Source organism: Lysinibacillus sp. NPDC056959 (assembly GCF_042674095.1).
Classification (GTDB): domain Bacteria; phylum Bacillota; class Bacilli; order Bacillales_A; family Planococcaceae; genus Lysinibacillus; species Lysinibacillus zambalensis.
In genome coordinates this window covers 86,670-106,758 of sequence record NZ_JBHURE010000013.1, presented here as the reverse complement: position 1 = coordinate 106,758, position 20,089 = coordinate 86,670, and the positions used below count along the sequence as shown (strand labels likewise).

Sequence of the window (20,089 nt, the reverse complement as noted above, 5' to 3'; positions counted from 1 at the left end):
TATAGATTATTCATCACCCAAAGATGAGGATGACATGGCGCTTTGCTATTTATTTCTTGGACGCGCGCAGTCGGAACGGAAATCAACCCCATGTTATTGTGTGGTTGGATTTCCAATATTTTTTGTTAATCATTAAATTTTGGGATGACATTTTGTTACAAACATATATCATGTGAATAAGTTGATTGGAGTGGAGACTGGGTGACTCCTTGGGGATCAGCGTCACAGATGAGACCCTGCAGCGAAGCGAAGCGGCTCATCGGACGCCCCCAGGAAAGCGCCCAGTCGGAACGGAAATCAACCCCACACTATGATAGTGAGTCAGATTTTTTCTATTTATGGTACATCAATCTAAATGCTGTACCTGGAATAAACTAAAGTAGGTGCCCTCTTTTTGCATTAATTGCTCGTGCGTACCACTTTCAATTAATTGTCCATGATCTATAACAAAGATTTTATCTGCATGTGTAATCGTAGAAAGTCGGTGAGCAATTATTATTGTCGTACGTTCATGTGCAAGTACATCCAATGATTCTTGAATAAGTGCCTCACTTTCTAAATCCAATGCAGAGGTTGCTTCATCTAGTATTAAAATAGGAGGATTTTTTAAAAACACACGAGCGATCGCTACCCGCTGCTTTTGTCCACCTGATAACTTCACTCCGCGTTCCCCAACCTTTGTGTCATAACCATCTGGTAAGCTCATAATAAAATCATGTGCATTCGCTGCTTTTGCCGCAGCAATAACCTCTTCATCAGAAGCATCTGGCTTGCCCATTAAAATATTTTCTTTTACCGAATCACTGAACAGAATATTGTCCTGTAGGACTATTCCAATTTGTGAGCGTAAAGAATGTAGAGATACATCACGCACATCATAATCATCAATACATACGGTGCCACTCGTTGTATCATAAAAACGAGGAATTAAACTAATGATAGTTGATTTTCCTCCACCACTCATTCCTACAAATGCAACTGTCTCTCCAGGATTAATTGTAAAATTGATATTGTTTAAAATTTGTGAGCCCCCTTCTTCATATTGAAAGTTCACATTGTCAAAACGAACTTCACCTTTTACCCGAGGTAGCTCTAACGCATTGGCCTTGTTTTTTATCTCATAAGGTTCATCTATTAATTCAAACATTCGATCCATTGATGCAATGGACTGTGTTAACATTGTTGATGAACTTACAAGGCGACGAAGTGGACCATAAAGTCGTTCGATATAGGCAATAAAGGCAACCATCGTCCCAATTGAAAGTGGTCCATTAATAACCTGATAGCCTGCATAAGCAATGACTAGGAGTGGTGCTACATCCGTGATTGTATTCACCACTGCAAACGATTTAGCATTCCATCTCGTATGATCCAGCGCTTTCTCTAAAAATTCTCCATTTGCTTCATCGAATAACTTTTGCTCATGTTTTTCTAGCGTAAAGCTTTTAATAATACTCATTCCAGCTACACGTTCATGTAAATAACTTTGCACCCCAGCTAGTGCTTGTGACCGTTTACGTGTTAAAGACCGAAGCTTGCCAAAGAAGAACTTTACGCTAAACGCATAGAATGGGAAAGCAATCAATGCTACTAGCGTTAGCTTAACATCCATAGCAAACATAATACCGATTGCAATAACAATTGTCGCAAGGTCCAGCCAAACGTTCATCAAGCCTGTCATAATAAAGTTTTTTGTTTGTTCCACATCATTAATCACTCTTGAAATCACATCGCCAGCTCTTGTATTGGCATAATATCTTAAACTTAGTCGCTGTAAATGTGCATATATTTGTTTTCGAATATCGAAAAGCACTTTGTTACTGACATTTTGAGCAAAATATTGACGGTAATACTCAATCGGTGGTCGAATAATAAAGAATACAATGATCGTGCCACCTAACCAATAAAACAATTCTTTTGTCTTTTCTGCATCCGTTAAATGATCTCCAGCAATAATATCATCTAACACAATTTTTATGAGTAATGGAATAAATAACGGAATCGCAAACTTCACTATACCAATTAAAATCGTTAAAATTATTTCCCATGTATATGGTTTTACAAATCTCATATAACGCTTTATACTACCCAATTTATTATCACATCCTTATTTTAAAAGCCTCGCTCTTATGTAATACATAAAAAGAAACAGACATCCACAAATTGAATGCCCAAACGTATTATAGCAATATTTTGTTTTAAGTACAGTTAATTTAGCTTTATCACTAACTATTTTACAATCCGATTGTTCAAAACATAAAAAAACACCCATTAGTAAAACTAATAGGTGCAACTAATAATCATCTGCTTGCATATCGAGCTGAAACTTATATCGACTTGTCCAGGCATCGATAAAATCAGGTGCAAAGGGGCCTCTTTTTTGTTGAATCCAGCTAATTAATTTATCGACATTGCGCTTTAAAATTTTATCTATGACATCTGGATAAGACATTTCCTTACGATGCAGCTCATATTCATCCTCATCTAAGAGTGAATAAGACATATCGGGGAAAACTTTAATATCTAAATCATAGTCAATATATTTAATGGCATTATTATCGAAAACAAATGGTGAGCTTAGATTACAATAATAATACACACCATCTTCACGTAGCATGCAAATGATATTAAACCAGTACTCCGCATGGAAATAACAAATAGAAGGCTCTCTCGTTAGCCACGTTCGACCATCGGATTCTGTCACAAGTGTCCGCTCATTCGCACCGATAATGATATTTTTTGTTCCTTTTAAAACCGTTGTTTCTTGCCAAACACGGTGGATACGGCCATTGTGTTTATAACTATGTATTTGTATCGTTTCTCCTTCTACCGGTATTGCCATCTTTGAAGCCCACCTTTTCGTCTATGCTACCTTAATCTAGCAGTCTCTAGTATATTATAGCAATGTGTAGGCGAAAGGTGTAGTTAGAAAACCACAAATTTCCCTGCGCTCTTTTAAATTTGTACAAAATTTCGTTAACTAAAAGCAAATTTTATCATATCACTAACCCAATTGGAATTTTTTGTTTAAATTCATGTATCGGAGCATGGTTTAATCAGCTACCCGAGCAGTTCCCTATCACCTAAACCATTTTCTTATCTTGCTATATAAAAATTCAAAAGGAGCTGCCCTTTTTAATCTTTTCGATTGTAGACAGCTCCTCAGAGGTAAATGCAATTATGCAATTACAAAGTGTTATTCACCAAGATCTTGGTTAGTTTTATTGAAGTTACCTGAAGCTTGAGATTTTTTCTGCTCAGCTTTAGCATTTTGCTTTTGCACTTCATTAACGTCTGTTTCATAACCAAATTCTTGACTTTGACGTTGCATGTTTTTATTCGGTTGGAAATTCTGGTTGTTTTGCTTTTTCATTTTCATTCACCTCCACGCTCATTATTGTGTACCGAGGTGAATGCTTTTATGCCTAAAAATTTTATATAAATAATTTTCTAGATTAATCCTTTATTTCCTGCCAAATTTTCAGCATTGGAACGGACATTGGTAACAATTCTATTTGTTCGGGAGTCAGCCATTCGCCCTTTTCTGCTGAATTACATTTCATAAAATAACTATTTATATGCCATGTTAAATGTGAAAAAACATGTTTAAATGTTAGCAAATCCTGTTGCGATTGAACATTCATAGCATAATCATTAATAAAAGTATCTATTGAATCTTTACCGTGCTCAAGCATTGGGAACTGCCATAGATTAGCTAGTAAACCCTCTGCTGGACGCTGTTCTAATAAAATTCGTCCTTTGTCATCTTGGCATACAAGCACATCGTATGTGAGATGCTTCATCTTCACTTTTTTAGATTTGATAGGTAATTTTTCAGGCTCGCCTTCATTAAAAGCGGTACAGTATTCCCGAACCGGACATAATAAACACTTTGGTGAAGTTGGCGTACAAATAAGTGCACCCAGCTCCATTAAGCCTTGATTGAAGGACGATGCATTTTCAGGATCAATTAGTTCTTCAACAGCCTCTTCAAAAATCTTTTTAGTCTTTGGAATAGCGATATCATCATGAATAGTAAGCACTCGACTTAAAACACGCATAACATTGCCGTCCACTGCATGTTCGGGCTTATTATAGGCAATACTTAATATAGCTCCAGCAGTATACGGACCTACGCCTTTTAATTTTGAAATCTCATGGCGATTATCGGGTACTACCCCACCGTAGTTTTCTAATACCTCGCGAACACCCGCTTGTAAGTTGCGTGCACGGGAATAATAGCCGAGGCCTTCCCAATGCTTTAATAAGTATTCTTGTGGAGCTTCCGCGAGTAATTCTAATGTTGGAAAACTTTCCATAAAACGATTGTAATAAGGAATAACTGTGTCGACACGTGTTTGCTGTAGCATCACTTCCGATACCCAAATTTTATAAGGGTCCGTCGTATGCCTCCAAGGTAAATCACGTTTCTCAACATTAAACCATTCGACTAAAGATTGTCGGAATTCTGTTACATATGGATAATTCACAGTGACCTCCAGTGTTTTTACGATTTTATTTATGATAAAAAGAGTATACAATTAAGAAAAGATCATCTGTCTAAAACGACAAAAAGCGCCATTATTTTCTAGCTTCAAGATTTTAGCACAACAGTCTTAATAGAGAAATATCAAGTATTACGGATTATTGAAATATACATGTATGCAAATTGTACTCTATTTAGATGCATACAAGGAGTGGATATTTTTGGATTCAGGTACACATTTCGTTATGGGTATAGCCCTCGGTGGTCTTGCATTAGCTGATCCCGTTGTAGCAAGTCATTCAATGACCTTTACCGCAGTAATGGCAGGTACAATTATTGGCTCACAGGCACCTGATGTCGATACAGTTTTAAAGCTGCGCAACAACGCAATTTATATTCGACATCATCGTGGAATTACACATTCACTTCCAGCAGTAGCTATTTGGCCGATCTTAATTACAGCGGTTTTAGCACTTATTATTCAAGACGCAAATGTGTTTCATTTATGGCTTTGGACATTTTTAGCTGTAGCACTTCACGTCTTTGTTGATATTTTCAACGCTTATGGTACACAAGCACTTCGACCGTTTTCTAGAAGATGGGTTGCACTTGGTGTCATTAATACATTTGATCCTATTATTTTCACACTACATTGCATCGGCATTTTGCTTTGGGCATTTGGGGTTAATCCTGTTTGGACATTTAGTATCATGTATCTCATAATTATCGTTTACTATATTTTACGATTTGCGGTCCAAAAGGCTGTAAAGAAAGCTGTACATAATACGATTCAGGATGAAGAGTATGTTATTGTAGCCCCTACAATGCGATTCTTCCACTGGCGTATTGCAGCAAAATCCAAAACGCATTATTATGTTGGCCGTGCTTATGGGCGAGCTGTTAATATTTACGATAAATTCGAAATAAAACCTTTGCCGAAAACGCCTCTTATTGAAATAGCATTGAAAGATCCCAATCTCGCTGCATTCGTGTCATTCTCACCATTGTATCGTTGGGAAATTTCTGAACTCGAAAATGGCTTAACAGAAGTAAGATTAATTGATCTGCGTTACCGTAGTGATAATCGCTATCCTTTCGTGGCTGTCGCTCATTTAAACGAGGACAATGAGATTATCACTTCATACACAGGCTGGATTTTTACAGAAGATAAACTCCAGAAAAAATTACAAGTTGGCGCAAGTAATTAAACATCAGTAAACCCTGGCCATAATTTGGCCAGGGTTTTGTTATTGTACCATATCATCACTAGCATCAAGTAAATGTGCGTATTTGGGGTTACGTCCCGCAAATGCATGCAGTTTATCACCATAGCTGGCAATTAATTGACGCACCAAATTTTCAGTGTATTCCGTACCACGATAAGCGTAACCAGCTTTCGCAGAAGTCGATTCGAAATCACTCCATAAAAGCTCAATCCATACTCGTGCACGACCTACTGACATTTCCGGATTTTTTGCAAGTAACTCAGCTGTTAGCTTTTCAATTTTTTCATCCATTTATTTGCCCACCTTTACAGGAGATAGCATTGAAACAGGTAAAGCCTCTTGGTATTTTTCGCCCCCTAAGCGATGGCCCCATGCGAAACGTCCTTTTAAATAATCCACTTGGAAAAATTCATTTTCAGAACCGTCAATACGATACATTTCTCCAGGAATTATTGTATCTAAATCCACTAAATAAGCTGCAGCCATTAAAGCCTTGCGCTCGTATACTGCGAATTCATTAATGATGCCTAGCTGTTCCGCCTTACGTGCTTTTTCCTTTATTCTAGCTATTTCTTCACGTAGTTCATGCTCTGACATCGCAGCATAATTTTTTTCGTTCATTCCTCATTCTCCTTCTCTTCTATAAAACGATCTATAACTTCTATAGGAAAACCCTTTTGATAGAGCGCCTGCTTTATTTTCATTTTCAATTCAAAACCAGTATACTTTGATGAATACTTTTTCCAAACTTTTTCGCCTTGTACATCAAGTAGCTGTTGCCATTCATCTTCCTCTTGCTCAATCTCTATTTGACTAAGCACCTCATCAACAACACTAAAAGAATAACCTTTTCTCATTAAAAAATCTTGAATTTTAGCTTTTATTTGAGTTGGCGTTTTCTTTTTTTCCGATCGAATGACCTTTTCAGCCAATTGCGTCGCAAGCTTTACCTGCTCCCCATGACTATATGTAGCCAATACCTCATCCTGTAAGCTTTTATCAATCCCTTTTTTCATAAGGTCCTGCCTAATTGCTTTGGGTCCCTTTTTCATCGTAGCCTTTTTCGTATCAAGCAACGCCTTGGAGTAAGTTTCATCATTTAAAAAGCCATACGATTTAAGCTTTTGTATAGCCTCTAAAATAACCGCTTCCCCAAATTCTAACGAGAGCAGCTTTTTCTTAACCTCATGCTCACTGCGCATTTGATAAGATAAAAAATTTAACCCTTTATTAAAAGCTTTTCGAATCTCATCCTCATAGGCAATTTCCTGAATATCAAATTCCTCAAGCACTTTGCCCTTTGTTAACCCAAATTGAATGAGAATTGCCTCATCTACAGGAAAAGCATATTCTTCGTTCAAATATATATTATAACGTTCTGGATTGTTTTTTTGACGTGCAATCTTCGTAATAACACGCATTCGTAACACCTCACTATAACCATTATAACATTTTTCGTAAGTATTGCTTTTGAGGTATTTTCTCGTTTTGCGGTTTTCGTTCGATTCGCGGGATTTACTTCTTTTCCGCGGGTATTCCCTTCTCTTCCGCGGGTATTCTCTCCTCTTCCGCGGGTATTCCCTCCTCTTCCGCGGGTATTCCCTCCTTCCGCGGGTATTCGCCTTGCTTCCGCGGGTATTCCCTTCTCTTCCGCCGGTATTCGCTTCTCTTCCGCGGGTATTCTCTCCTTCCGCGGGTATTCGCCTCGCTTCCGCGGGTATTCCCTTGGCTTCCGCGGGTATTCTCTCCTCTTCCGCGGGTATTCGCCTTGCTTCCGCGGGTATTCGCTTCTCTTCCGCCGGTATTCGCCTTGCTTCCGCGGGTATTCCCTTCTCTTCCGCGGGTATTCTCTCCTCTTCCGCGGGTATTCGCTTCTCTTCCGCGGGTATTCGCTTCTCTTCCGCCGGTATTCGCCTTGCTTCCGCGGGTATTCGCTTCTCTTCCGCCGGTATTCTCTCCTCTTCCGCGGGTATTCTCTCCTCTTCCGCGGGTATTCGCTTCTCTTCCGCCGGTATTCTCTTCTCTTCCGCGGGTATCCGCTTCTCTTCCGCGGGTATTCGCTCCTCTTCCGCGGGTATTCGCTCCTCTTCCGCGGGCATTCTCTCCTCTTCCGCGGGTATTCATTTCTCTTCCACGAATGTTTGGACACCCGCGGAAAAGCAGCTTAAATCTGCATTCATCTCACTGCCTATAGAAGCGGGAGACTTCTGCTAAAAAATTAAATTTATCCATTTAAAAGGGACTTTTTTAATGAAATCAAGTAGGATAATTTTTTAAAAAATAACACATTCTAAAAAAAAGAAAGGATGCGTTTTTATGTGGAAACAGCATATAGTGGGATCGGTAATTGCTACTTTTATTATTGCCGCGGCAATTAGCTTTAATCCATTTTCGGCCTCTGGATCTGATGAATACAACTGGGGCTTTAAGCGAGCGAAGAACGGTGAACAAGCAGAGGCTGGAGCACAGCTTGATCAGATAGTTGAGAAATATGACGCCATTTATAAAGGGAAGCCTGATAATAAAGTTGCTTATTTAACTTTTGATAACGGATATGAAAATGGGTTTACGGAAAGCATTTTGGATACGTTAAAGAAAGAAAACGCACCAGCTACCTTCTTTTTAACTGGTCATTATTTAGAAAGTGCCCCTGATTTAGTAAAACGCATGGTTAAAGAGGGCCATATGATCGGCAACCATTCATATGGCCACCCAAATATGGCGAGACTAACGCCCGATGGTATGCGTAAAGAATGGAAAAAGCTTGACGATAAACTACGTGAATTGACGGGTATTGAACGTACAACATATGCTCGCCCACCTGAAGGTACATTTAATGCGAAATTATTAGAAGTAGGAAATGCTGAAGGCTATCGTCACATTTTCTGGTCTGTTGCCTTTAAAGATTGGGAAAGGGATGTACGACGTGGCGCAGATTATGCGTATAATGCATTAATGGAACAGCTTCATCCTGGTGCCGTAATATTAATGCATACTGTTGCGCAGGATAACGCTGAGGCTCTTCCTAGGTTTATTGCCGATGCGAAAAAACAAGGCTATACATTTTTATCCCTTAACGATTTAGTTTTAGAACACGAAGATTTCCCTGTCGCTTTGCAATCGTCTACTCCTTAGTTATAATGGGGAGATGATATTAAAAGAACAGGGACGTGGAACGCTTGACGCAACAAACAACAATGGAAGTAGGACAAAAATTTCCTCTAATAATAAAAAGACTAGGTATTAATGGTGAAGGCGTAGGCTTTTATAAGCGTAATGTCGTATTTGTAAAGGGTGCCATTCCTGGTGAAGAAATTACAGCACAAGTGACTAAAACACAGCGTAATTTTGCCGAAGCAGAAATAGTAACGATTCGCAAAGCTTCAAAACATCGCCAAGAAGCACCATGCCCAGTTTACAACGAATGTGGCGGCTGTCAGCTTCAACATATGACATATGAAAAACAGCTAATTGAAAAACGTGATATCGTCGTTCAAGCATTAGAACGTTATGCTAAACCATTAGCTACTTCAGTTGAAGTTCGCAAAACTCTAGGGATGGATAATCCATGGAATTATCGTAACAAAAGCCAATATCAAGTACGTAAAGAAGGCAAGCGTGTCTATGCAGGGCTATTTGCAGAAGGTAGCAACAAGTTACTGAACATCAATGACTGCCTTGTTCAACATCCGATTACATCAAAAATTACAGTGGCAGCACGTAAAATTTTGCAAAAACTGAATATTACTATTTACGATGGTCGTACGCTTGATGGATTAGTGCGTACGATTGTTGTACGTACAGGAATTCGTACTGGTGAAACGCAAGTCGTGCTCGTAACAACACGTAAAGAAATTCCACATCTAGCTGAGCTCATTGCACGTATTAAAAAAATCGACCCAAGTATCGTATCGATTGCCCAAAATATTAACCGTGAGAAAACATCGTTAATCTTTGGTGATGAAACGATTGTCCTCGATGGTAAAGAAACGATTCATGAGGAGCTTGGTGAATTAGCCTTTGATTTATCTGCTCGTGCCTTTTTCCAACTGAATCCAACACAAACCGTTCATCTCTACGATGAAATCAAAAAAGCAGCAGCATTAACAGGCAAAGAAACAGTTGTTGATGCATACTGCGGTGTTGGGACAATCGGTTTATGGCTAGCTGATAAAGCAAAAGAAGTTCGTGGAATGGATGTTATTCCAGAAAGCATTCAGGATGCACGTAAAAACGCCCGAAACCATGGCTTTAAGCATACAAAATATGCAGTCGGCACAGCAGAAAGTGTCCTAGCAAAATGGCGCAAGGAAGGATTTACACCAGATGTTATTACAGTTGATCCACCACGCACAGGTCTAGCACCAGAATTCATCCGCACTGTATTGAAGCTAAAACCGAAGCGCTTTGTCTATACATCGTGTAATCCATCAACTTTGGCGAAGGATTTAAACGAATTAACGAAGTTTTATGATGTTGAATATATTCAGGCGGTGGATATGTTTGCACAAACAGCTCAAGTGGAGTGCGTAGCGAAGCTTGTGTTGAAGAATAAATAGTGATGAAAAAGGACGTCTCCTAATATTTGAGACGTCCTTTGCAATTGTTGAGCCATTAATACAGAAATTAGTATAGTAGATAACTCTCATGTTCCATATTTGTCCATTTTATAGTTTTTTTAAATCAATATTAATGCGATACATATTAAAATAAATGATAGTAAATAGAATATTAAAGCTACTTTATTTCTAATACCAATTGCAACAAAGGTAGACATATTAGCAAAGAGCAAAAATGCTACAGCTACTCCTCTTTCACCTTTTTTATATCGCTTATTATATAAAGTAATGCTAATTAACAGAATTAGCCCTATTAAAAACCAAAACATCGAGACGAAATTATACCAGTACATACAACCCCTCTTTTTTAAACCGTATTGCCTGCTATACATCCTGTTATTGAAGCAATGTCAAACCCCAAATATGCACCTATACAAATAACACAAGCCGTTCCTGCTGATAGAACACAGGCTGTTCCGCATACAGCAGCCAATACTGCACCGACACTCCAGCTTATACCTAAACATTTTGCTATACCTCCCCAATTAACTCCCTTTGTTTGAAAAATTGGATATGAAGATAATACAGAATCTGAATCTTCCTGTTCCTGGTATTCTTTTGCCGTTATAAATGTATCTTTTGTTATTTCATTAGCTATTTCTTGTCCATTTGAATAGTAACTTACTTGAAAAGTACCTAAATTGGATTCTTTTACATGTAATTCTGTATAAGTATCTACATTATATTCACTATTGTAAAATACGGTTAAATTACTAATTTCATGTAATTTTTGATTGAAACCTTTTATTGGAATGATATATGCCTTTAGGGAAGTATTATTAACTCTATATAGTTTGGCATTAAAATAGTCAAAGTGCTCATTTTTTATATCAATTTTATTTATATAATATATTCTTCGGTAATATTTCCAATTTTCTGTAAACTTTACCAAACTGTTGGATTTGCTCTTTAATCATTTTTAATGGTTCGTCATAATTATTACCGCTTGCCGAACTAGGAATTACAAATGAGAATAGAATTGCAACAGTTAATAAAAGCATTGTTAATCTCTTTAACATAATTACTACCTCTAATACTTTTTTATGGTTATATAAGTACCATAGCATTAGCTATAATATTTTAAAAATCAGTTTTTTCTAAAAATTGAACAACTTTTGATAAGACTCTATATTTTTATCAATTATCAATAAAAATATATTATTTTCTTAAATTTCAATATAAACTTATCAGAATATTACTTAAGGCATTTTGTATAGGGCGATAAAGTTATAGAGCTTGTATCCGTATATGAAGGTAGGATGAAAAATATATTTTACGAAGGAAATTAAACAGAAGCAAAAAAGGAGTCTCTTAGATTTAAGAAACGCCCTCATTGTTTTATATATTATCTTTGTATGTACTGCACAGCTCAAGCTGCCTGGTGGATGATGGACGGTCCAGAAAAATCAACACCTTAACCAATAACCCAGGATTTAAAAGATTTTTATACTTTAAGTTTTTAACTTTAATACGAAAGAACTTTGACACGTAAACTTTGGACTTTTACCTTTAACCTTTGAGCTTTCAACTCAGATTAATTAAAGTATCCTTTGTAGTAAGACATGTTTCAGGTTTTAACTCGCACACATGTCTTGAAGCGCGAGTGACTTTTCGTTTTCCATTTTCGCTAGGCCATGCAAATTTAGTTAGGCTTGCACTTCAATAAATGTCGTTGCGTTTGATTCCGATAATACCGCGTCGACCTCTGATTCGAATTCTTCAATTCGACTATTTAATGCTTCCATTTTCTTTTTAATATTCATCGGATCTATTAATTCGAACTCGTTTCTTTTCATAAATGTGTCCGTATGTAATTTAACTTCCTCAGGAGATTGTTTATCTTTATTCCCCAATATATTAACTAAATACGTTTCTAGCTTCGCTGGCAACGCATCATTTTCTTTAGCAACCATATTTATCGCTGAACGATATTGCTGTTGCATGACTTCTAACAGTTCCTTTTCATATTGAATGGACTGTTTCCGTTCAATTGCTTCCGCTACAGTCATTTCTTCTTTTCCTACTATTACTTTTGTTATAGCATTGGACTCTACAACTAATGCCTTAATTCGGTTGCGATAGTAAATTAAGCTAACTACTTTATCGTATGAGGCTTGCATTTGCTTTTCATATTCTTGAATCTCTACACCATTAATTTTGCTATTGCTTTTACGATTAGCTAACACTGAACTAACCTCATTCGTTGCTGCTTCGATGCGATGATTTAGCATCTTTAATTCTGTTAATGCACGGTGAATTGATATTTTTTTATATCCAGTCATGTTTTAATCTCCCTATAATTAGTCATCTTAGCTAGTGTTCTTCTATTATATAGAGATAAAAATACAAAGTCTAAATATTACTTGTCTGCAAATTTTATTTGATTTTATGTTTGCTTGTCTGTATAATATCATTCTAGGTGCCAAACCTATGTGACTTGGATGGAACATCCTTGTCACGCAAAGAACGCCATAACAGCACGGATTTGCTGGGCGTTTTTTTGTTTTATGAGCGGGAGATGAGCCCCGCTCTTTTTATTTTCTCTAAAAAAGTCTCCGAGCTGAGTAATTCTTCTGATTCCCCGAGCGTCTTCAAGGATAATTTCCAAAAGACAATTCCCCTTACACCGACACTGGTCGCTTATTTTTATTTCGTCCAAATACTAGCAAAATAATTGCTATAGCTAGCAAAAGCATCGCTACTAATAAAAGGAAGCTGTAATTTACATATTCTAAATAAATGCCCCCTAAAAATGGCCCTGTTAAGCTACCGATACTAAGGGCAATGCCACAAAGCAGATTTCCTGTTGGCAGTAGCTCTTTTGGTGTTAAATCTGCCATATAGGTAATACCTAATGAAAACATCGAACCGACTAATGTACCTGTAAAGAAAAATGCTACGGCTACCGCCATTTGAGAATGCTCTAAAAAACTGGCAACCCCAAAAATAATAGCCCCTCCAAATGAGCCAATCATCAGGACATAACGTCGTCCTATTTTATCCGCTACTGCACCAAGCGGCACCTGCGTTAATATTCCGCCAAATGTAAAGACTGATAACATAATAGGAATCATATTCACGTCAAAATCTTTACGTAAAGCATAGACCGGGAACAAAGCATTTAAAGCAGATTCTAAAGATCCATAAGCGAATGGCCCTAAAAATGCAATCCATCCAAATGCAATGGCTATTTTATAACGATGCCAGCCTCTTGCATGTAAGTCTCCCGTTAAACGTTCTGGTTTTTCATTTTGTAAAAGGAATACAAAAGCCCATGCAAATAAACACAAAGCAGAGGACACAATAAACGGTAATGCTTCTGCAACTTGTATAAGTTTCACCATTAAAGGTCCAACTGCGAAGCCTGTACTAAAGGACAGGCCGTAAATGGCCATACCCTTTCCTAAACTTTTATGATCTGTGGTGCTTGTAATCCACGTTTGTGTTGCAAAGTGTAATGCATGGTCTCCTACTCCAATGAGTAAGCGCAGTACAAACCAAAAAGTCACACTTTTCCATAAAGGAAATATTAGCAGTGAAACAAACACAAATGCACCGCCAATTAATATAATCGGTTTATAGCCCCATTTTCGTAATGGCTGCTCGATAAATGGTGAGATTAATAAAGTTCCTATGTATAGACCCGTTGCATTCAATCCGTTCAACGCGGAGGATACCCCATCACGTTCGAAAATAATTGAAATTAGCGGTAAAAGCATCCCTTGTGAAAAGCCTGAAATAGATACAATCAACACTAGAATGGCAAACCTTTTTTTGCTGTAATCTGAGAAGTACGTCATCTTTTCCTCCAACACCCAATCATTCTTCCAAAGAACAGCATACCAAAAAGCCTTAGCGCTCACCACATGTGATTTTACGCTAAGGCCTAACTAACACTTATCTCCATTTAATTGTATAAACACGAATTTCGGCTTTTATATTGGCCGAGTACTTGTTTAAACTCCCTCCTTTTCGAGTTAGAGTCTTTTTAGATTTTTTAAATCAGCTCCTTTGCTTTTTCTTAATATTAATTTAACATACACCTTCAATATTGTAAATATTCTGTCTACTTTTTTAAAAAAATAATCGCTAAGTCCTAGGTGTTTACCTAAACATTGAAATTTAGTCCCAAATCAGCTAAGATGGAGGGGACGAAATGAGGTGTATGTATGTCAAATCCAATCACTGATAAAAAACAACAAATGAATTACTTAAAAGAGCGTCTTGAAATGTTTTTAGAAGTTTTAGATGCTATTGATCCTGAAACAACTGAATTAGAGGATATTGATCGTTTAATTCAAATGATGGATGATTTAGAGGACAAAATGGAGCAATTTAATGCTCGTGAACAATAAATACTAATCAATTTCTCCTTGGCTGAATTGTAGCTGCCGCTTTGCTTTCGCTACAGATAAACATTACGTCCGGATTTTGAATTGTGCACAGCACAATTCATTCCTTACAAAATCCGTGACATCCGCCGGAGGCTTTAATCCAACGTGATGTTGGTCACTCAATCGTTGCCACAGGACGTGGCGTTCTTATTCTGAGTTCTTCTATTTCAGTAGGTTTTAAAAAGGATCCTATCAACATCCATCTCACTACCTAGAATAAAATGAAGATAAAAAGCAAGTGGAAACGCATCCACTTGCTTTTTATTTAAATTAATAACAATCCCAATTATATAGAACTTTACTAAAATCTTTACGTTTTAGCTCATCCTCTGTGATGAAAAAGTTGCCGACTCCGACATCCCCCCATAGAATATGATCACCTACACTGTCAATTTGAAGCAACAAAATTGTTGAATCTGTATAGTCACCATAAGCTCTTGGATCTTCTTGTGTAAAGAATGGGTATCCTCCGATTTTATGACCTGTACTATTTAATGTTTCATAAAATGAGTCTACTAATTGATCATCGTCTTCTATAGTAGCAAGGATTTCCGCATATGTTTTTTCACTTCTAAAGTCATTTGCTGATAATGGTTCATAGCCTGCTCCAAAGGACAATGCCATTTCCTTTTCCACAGGAAAGTATATTTCTTCTTCGTTCACTTCAACAAACGAGAAGTCTTGTACTAACTGTGACTCATCACTAACAATATGTTCGTGGAAAACAACGCGGAAGCCCTCATGATTTTGACCATTGTCAAAATCCATCCCTAGTACATCATCGTAGCCATCAATATAGAACTGCAAGATTCCCTCTTTGGGGAAGTTTGGTAAATGCTTCGGAACATCTGCAAAATTAATTTGAGCTAGTAATTTTAATGGTTGCCCTTCTGGACTTTTCGGATACTCCATTGACAGTGGAAAATACGGATCACCAGCAAACTTACTTTCAAATAAAGAAGTTTTTCGTACTTCCGTTTCAATCAATACAGTCGGCTGTATCGTATCCTCTATTACAGTCCTATTTTGTTCAAATGCTTCAGGTAAATTAAGTAACTTCATTCTATTACCTCCTAAAGTAAATTTAAATTAATTATAGAACAAACGTTCCGTTTTAACAATCTTAATTATGATGAAACTACAGCTTATGAATTAGGCAAGAAACTTCTGTTCACCGGTAGGTATAATCAAATAAGTGCATAAATCAAATGCTTCTCTAGAAAACGTCTTCGATTCCTACTATATTCGTTTAAAGATATTATTTATTACCCTGCTGCAATTATCTTATTACAACCTTAACAATAAATTGATTAATATAATTTTACAAATAAATTCCCTATTTTTGAGAATAGGCCTTTAATTCCTACCACAATGAGTTGAACTCTTTTTTTCATTAGTTGAAAAGAGTATAATATTACGTGGAAATAATCAAATTTTTATGGGGGGCAATACTAAATGAATATCCAAACTTTGGAGAAAAGTCTTTATGATTTAATTACTGAAACGTCTACAAATCTACCAAAAGACGTACGTCGTGCTATTAAGAAAGCTAAAGAAGCTGAGAATTCAGGTACTCGCGCTGCAATGAGCTTAGACACAATCTCAAATAATATTATTATGGCAGAAGATAATGTATCACCAATCTGTCAAGATACTGGTCTACCAACATTCAAAATTTATGCTCCTGTTGGTGTAAACCAATTAGAAATTAAGGCAGCAATTAAAAAAGCTATTGTTGATACTTCTGCAGATGCAAAATTGCGTCCAAATGCGGTTGATTCATTAACAGGTGCTAACAGCGGTAATAACCTAGGTGACGGTCTACCTGTTATGAAATTCGAACAATGGGAAAAAGACTATATTACAATTAAATTAATCCTTAAAGGTGGCGGCTGTGAAAATAAAAACATTCAGTATAGCCTACCTTGTGAGATTGAAGGTCTTGGCCGCGCTGGTCGTGATTTAGATGGTATCCGTAAATGTATCCTTCACTCAGTATACCAAGCTCAAGGTCAAGGCTGTTCAGCTGGTTTCATCGGTGTAGGTATCGGTGGCGATCGCTCTTCTGGTTACGACTTAGCGAAAGAACAATTATTCCGTCATGTGGAAGATACAAATCCAAATGCTGATCTTGCAAAATTAGAAGAGTATGTAGTGAAAACTGCTAATACATTTGGAATCGGTACAATGGGCTTCGGTGGTGAAGCAACATTACTTGGCTGTAAAATTGGTGTCATGCACCGTATCCCTGCATCATTCTACGTATCAGTAGCTTATAACTGCTGGGCATACCGTCGTATGGCTGTAGACATCAATCCTGAAACTGGTGAAATCATTAACTGGCATTACCAAGAAGGCGAAAAAATTACATTTAAAGAAGATGAAGTTGCAGCAACAACAGAAGATACTACTACAGATGTAGTAGAACTTACTGCACCAATTACTGAAGAACAAATTCGCTCTCTAAAAGTTGGTGATGTTGTATCAATTACTGGTCGTATGTATACTGGCCGTGACGCAATTCACCATCATTTAATGAGCCACGATGCTCCAGTTGATCTTAATGGACAAGTTATTTATCACTGTGGCCCTGTAATGGCAAAAGACGAAGAAGGTAACTGGACAGTAAAAGCAGCTGGTCCAACTACTTCTATTCGTGAGGAGCCATACCAAGGTGACATCATGAAAAAATTCGGTATCCGCGCTGTAATCGGTAAAGGCGGTATGGGACCAAAAACACTTGCTGCATTAGAAGAACACGGTGGCGTTTACTTAAATGCAATCGGTGGTGCTGCACAATACTACGCAGACTGTATTAAAGGTGTTGATGGTGTTGACCTAATGGAATTCGGTATTCCAGAAGCGATGTGGCACTTAAACGTTGAGAAGTTCACAGCTGTTGTAACAATGGACTCTCACGGTAACTCACTACACGCAGATGTAGATAAATCATCTCTAGAAAAACTTGCTCTTCACGCAGAACGAGTATTCTAATAAAGAAGCAATTTCTTTCTGAAGTTATGCCATTTTTACTACACAAATTTGAAAAGCACAGAATATTCCTATGAATATCTGTGCTTTTCACATGTTCAAAAACATTTCAAAAAGCCTCATAATTACCCCAAACTCAATCTAATGCCACTTTTATTCCACTTTCTATCAATTATGCCTCAGCATAATTGTAGCTGCCGCTTTGCTTTCGCTACAGATAAACAATGCGTTCAAAATCGGCTTCGTGCTTAGGACTGCTGAAAGAAGTTAAAATCCCTTCTAATTTCTCACTTTCTTTTTCCAAATTCTTTTGTTATAATAATTCTAAATTAGAAAGATGTTAACTGAAATCTATTTTCAATTAGAAAAAGTTTATAATTATTGATTTACATAGACTTTGATATTGATTTTCATTATCAGGAGGGATAAAAGTGAAACACACTAATCGAGAAAACATTAGTTTAATTGAGAAAATAAAAGAACACGCTGAATTAATCGCCGCCCTTATAGCAGGTTTGTTTATTTTGCTTGCATGGCGTTTAGATACTAGCGGGCAAACAACAGCTTCTATTCTTTTATATATTATTGCATTTTGCGTCGGTGGATTTGCTAAAGCAAAAGAAGGTATTGAAGAAACCATTGAGAATAAGGCGCTTAACGTTGAACTATTGATGGTATTAGCCGCGATCGGTTCAGCAGCTATCGGTTATTGGACGGAGGGTGCTATTCTTATTTTCATCTTCGCTGTGAGTGGCGCTCTCGAAACATACGCAATGAACAAAAGTCACCGTGAAATTTCTGCACTCATGAATTTACAACCTGAAGAGGCTTGGCTTGTTCGTGGTGGTTTTGAACCAATGAAAGTTGCTGTATCAACTCTACAAATTGGTGATCATCTACTTATTAAGCCCGGTGAACGTGTTCCAGCAGACGGTGTAATCTTTAAAGGGCAGTCTTCTATCGATGAATCCGCCATTAGCGGCGAACCACTTCCAGTAGCAAAACAAGAAGGCGACGAGTTATTTGCAGGAACAGTGAACTTAAATGGTGCCATTACGATGGAAATGACAAAACCAAATTCTGAAACACTATTCCAAAAAATTATCCAACTTGTACAAAATGCTCAGAGTGAAAAATCTCCATCACAACAGTTTATAGAAAAATTCGAAGGTACGTATGTGAAATTCGTGCTACTTGCCGTTGCCCTCATGATGTTTCTACCTCACTTTGTACTAGGTTGGGACTGGACGACAACATTCTACCGAGCAATGGTACTCCTAGTAGTCGCTTCTCCGTGCGCACTTGTTGCATCTATTATGCCAGCGACACTTGCTGCCATTTCAAATGGTGCAAAACATGGTGTGTTATTCAAAGGAGGCTTACACTTAGAGCATCTAGGTGCATTGCGTGCACTTGCAGTAGATAAAACAGGTACTTTAACACAAGGTAAACCAACCGTTACTGATTTCATTGTTCGCGAAGGATTAGACCGCAAAAACGCAATGGCCATCCTTGCGGGTATTGAAGCTCAATCGAACCACCCACTTGCTCAAGCAATTACTTTATTCGCAAGAAAAGAAGGGATCACACAATTTCCTCAGACCACTATTAAAGATATCCCAGGTTGGGGTATTAAAGGTTACGTTAATGAGGTCGAGTACCTTGTTGGTAAACCAGATTTTGTTGGTACAGATGAGGCAAATAAATTTGCAAATGGCGTGGCAGAAAAACTCGCTTCAGAAGGAAAAACAGTTATTTTCATTCGTGACAAGGATGGCATCGTTGCATTGGCAGCCTTAAAGGATACCGTGCGAAATGAAGCAAAAAAAGCAGTTTCATTACTAAAAGAACTAGGTATTAATGTTGTCATGCTAACGGGTGACAATGAAAAGACAGCAAAGGTAATTGCCAAGGAAGCAGGTGTGACAGAATACGTCGCAGAATGTCTCCCCGAAACAAAAGTGACTGAGATGAAACGACTTCTTTCTGAACATAAATTTGTGGGGATGGTCGGTGACGGCATTAATGATGCACCCGCATTAGCAACTGCCACTACTGGAATTGCTATGGGAGAAGGAACAGATGTTGCTTTAGAAACAGCCGATGTCGTTTTAATGAAAAATGACTTATCAAAAATCGCCTATGCCGTACGCTTATCACGTAAAATGCAACGCATCGTTAAACAAAACATCTTCTTCTCAATCGGCGTTATCGTTTTATTAATTGCCTCAAACTTTTTACAAGTCGTCGATTTACCACTAGGTGTAATCGGTCATGAAGGAAGCACCATTTTAGTTATTTTAAACGGCTTACGTATGCTGAATAAAAACGTATAAAACAAACAGCCTCGTATCACAAAACGTGATCTCGAGG

At 37.6% G+C, this 20,089-nt stretch carries 20 protein-coding genes; 7 read left to right on the top strand and 13 right to left on the bottom strand.

All coding sequences use genetic code 11. The features are described from left to right. Positions 1 to 346: 346 nt before the first annotated feature. From ACFTQ7_RS15530 to mutY, 4 genes are all read right to left on the bottom strand, one after another. Positions 347 to 2,092, bottom strand: coding sequence for an ABC transporter ATP-binding protein (locus ACFTQ7_RS15530; protein WP_386829838.1), 1,746 nt, complete (start codon positions 2,090 to 2,092; stop codon positions 347 to 349). Positions 2,093 to 2,293: 201 nt separating this feature from the next. Further along, positions 2,294 to 2,842 (bottom strand): nucleoside tri-diphosphate phosphatase, encoded by a 549-nt coding sequence (gene ntdP / locus ACFTQ7_RS15525; RefSeq protein WP_349661097.1) that lies wholly within the window; start codon positions 2,840 to 2,842, stop codon positions 2,294 to 2,296. A gap of 354 nt (positions 2,843 to 3,196) precedes the next feature. After that, entirely contained in the window at positions 3,197 to 3,373 is a 177-nt protein-coding gene (locus tag ACFTQ7_RS15520) for a gamma-type small acid-soluble spore protein (RefSeq protein ID WP_349661096.1), read from the bottom strand. Between the two features lie 82 nt (positions 3,374 to 3,455). Then, positions 3,456 to 4,490, bottom strand: a complete 1,035-nt coding sequence (gene mutY / locus ACFTQ7_RS15515; protein ID WP_386829837.1) for an A/G-specific adenine glycosylase — start codon at positions 4,488 to 4,490, stop codon at positions 3,456 to 3,458. A 217-nt stretch (positions 4,491 to 4,707) separates the two neighbouring features. Between mutY and ACFTQ7_RS15510 the strand changes: the two genes are divergently transcribed. Then, a complete protein-coding gene (locus tag ACFTQ7_RS15510; RefSeq protein ID WP_349661094.1) occupies positions 4,708 to 5,694 on the top strand; it encodes a metal-dependent hydrolase in 987 nt (328 codons plus the stop codon). Positions 5,695 to 5,733: 39 nt separating this feature from the next. On the opposite strand, the gene ACFTQ7_RS15505 is transcribed toward ACFTQ7_RS15510, so the two are convergent. From ACFTQ7_RS15505 to recX, 3 genes are read right to left on the bottom strand one after another with little or no spacing between them, the layout of a single operon-like run. Next, positions 5,734 to 6,003 (bottom strand): YfhJ family protein, encoded by a 270-nt coding sequence (locus ACFTQ7_RS15505; protein WP_079562723.1) that lies wholly within the window; start codon positions 6,001 to 6,003, stop codon positions 5,734 to 5,736. Then, the gene (locus tag ACFTQ7_RS15500; RefSeq protein ID WP_079562722.1) at positions 6,004 to 6,333 is read right to left on the bottom strand and encodes a YfhH family protein; all 330 of its coding nucleotides are present in this window, start codon (positions 6,331 to 6,333) and stop codon (positions 6,004 to 6,006) included. Next, positions 6,330 to 7,133 (bottom strand): recombination regulator RecX, encoded by an 804-nt coding sequence (gene recX / locus ACFTQ7_RS15495; protein WP_349661092.1) that lies wholly within the window; start codon positions 7,131 to 7,133, stop codon positions 6,330 to 6,332. The genes ACFTQ7_RS15500 and recX overlap by 4 nt, the downstream gene beginning before the upstream one ends. A 202-nt stretch (positions 7,134 to 7,335) precedes the next feature. Here recX and ACFTQ7_RS15490 point away from each other — a divergent pair, with 202 nt between their 5' ends. From ACFTQ7_RS15490 to rlmD, 3 genes are all read left to right on the top strand, one after another. Beyond that, a complete protein-coding gene (locus ACFTQ7_RS15490; protein ID WP_386829836.1) occupies positions 7,336 to 7,926 on the top strand; it encodes a hypothetical protein in 591 nt (196 codons plus the stop codon). Positions 7,927 to 8,028: 102 nt separating this feature from the next. Further along, entirely contained in the window at positions 8,029 to 8,847 is an 819-nt protein-coding gene (locus tag ACFTQ7_RS15485) for a delta-lactam-biosynthetic de-N-acetylase (protein WP_386829835.1), read from the top strand. Between the two features lie 44 nt (positions 8,848 to 8,891). Continuing rightward, positions 8,892 to 10,271 carry a 23S rRNA (uracil(1939)-C(5))-methyltransferase RlmD gene (rlmD, locus tag ACFTQ7_RS15480; RefSeq protein WP_386829834.1) on the top strand — a complete coding sequence of 460 codons (1,380 nt, stop codon included), beginning with the start codon at positions 8,892 to 8,894 and terminating at the stop codon, positions 10,269 to 10,271. Between the two features lie 119 nt (positions 10,272 to 10,390). Here the strand turns inward: rlmD and ACFTQ7_RS15475 are convergent, their stop codons facing one another. The 5 genes from ACFTQ7_RS15475 to ACFTQ7_RS15455 all read right to left on the bottom strand — a co-directional run bounded on the left by ACFTQ7_RS15475 (position 10,391) and on the right by ACFTQ7_RS15455 (position 14,131). Continuing rightward, entirely contained in the window at positions 10,391 to 10,624 is a 234-nt protein-coding gene (locus ACFTQ7_RS15475; protein ID WP_386829833.1) for a hypothetical protein, read from the bottom strand. Positions 10,625 to 10,638: 14 nt separating this feature from the next. Further along, positions 10,639 to 11,223, bottom strand: coding sequence for a hypothetical protein (locus ACFTQ7_RS15470; RefSeq protein WP_386829832.1), 585 nt, complete (start codon positions 11,221 to 11,223; stop codon positions 10,639 to 10,641). A gap of 754 nt (positions 11,224 to 11,977) precedes the next feature. Beyond that, positions 11,978 to 12,613, bottom strand: a complete 636-nt coding sequence (locus ACFTQ7_RS15465; protein WP_386829831.1) for a hypothetical protein — start codon at positions 12,611 to 12,613, stop codon at positions 11,978 to 11,980. Positions 12,614 to 12,786: 173 nt separating this feature from the next. Next, on the bottom strand, positions 12,787 to 12,939 hold the full coding sequence (locus ACFTQ7_RS15460; RefSeq protein WP_386829830.1) for a hypothetical protein: 153 nt from the start codon (positions 12,937 to 12,939) through the stop codon (positions 12,787 to 12,789). A 13-nt stretch (positions 12,940 to 12,952) separates the two neighbouring features. Then, a complete protein-coding gene (locus tag ACFTQ7_RS15455) occupies positions 12,953 to 14,131 on the bottom strand; it encodes an MFS transporter (RefSeq protein WP_386829829.1) in 1,179 nt (392 codons plus the stop codon). Between the two features lie 369 nt (positions 14,132 to 14,500). Here ACFTQ7_RS15455 and ACFTQ7_RS15450 point away from each other — a divergent pair, with 369 nt between their 5' ends. Beyond that, positions 14,501 to 14,686, top strand: a complete 186-nt coding sequence (locus ACFTQ7_RS15450; RefSeq protein WP_049668848.1) for an SE1561 family protein — start codon at positions 14,501 to 14,503, stop codon at positions 14,684 to 14,686. 309 nt (positions 14,687 to 14,995) lie between these two features. Here the strand turns inward: ACFTQ7_RS15450 and ACFTQ7_RS15445 are convergent, their stop codons facing one another. Next, complete coding sequence (locus ACFTQ7_RS15445; protein WP_386829828.1) at positions 14,996 to 15,787, bottom strand: YwqG family protein; 792 nt, start codon at positions 15,785 to 15,787, stop codon at positions 14,996 to 14,998. A gap of 393 nt (positions 15,788 to 16,180) precedes the next feature. On the opposite strand from ACFTQ7_RS15445, the gene ACFTQ7_RS15440 reads away from it, so the two are divergent. Next, positions 16,181 to 17,719 (top strand): fumarate hydratase, encoded by a 1,539-nt coding sequence (locus ACFTQ7_RS15440; RefSeq protein ID WP_386829827.1) that lies wholly within the window; start codon positions 16,181 to 16,183, stop codon positions 17,717 to 17,719. A gap of 428 nt (positions 17,720 to 18,147) precedes the next feature. Then, a complete protein-coding gene (locus ACFTQ7_RS15435; protein WP_386829826.1) occupies positions 18,148 to 20,052 on the top strand; it encodes a heavy metal translocating P-type ATPase in 1,905 nt (634 codons plus the stop codon). The last annotated feature ends 37 nt before the right edge of the window (positions 20,053 to 20,089 follow it).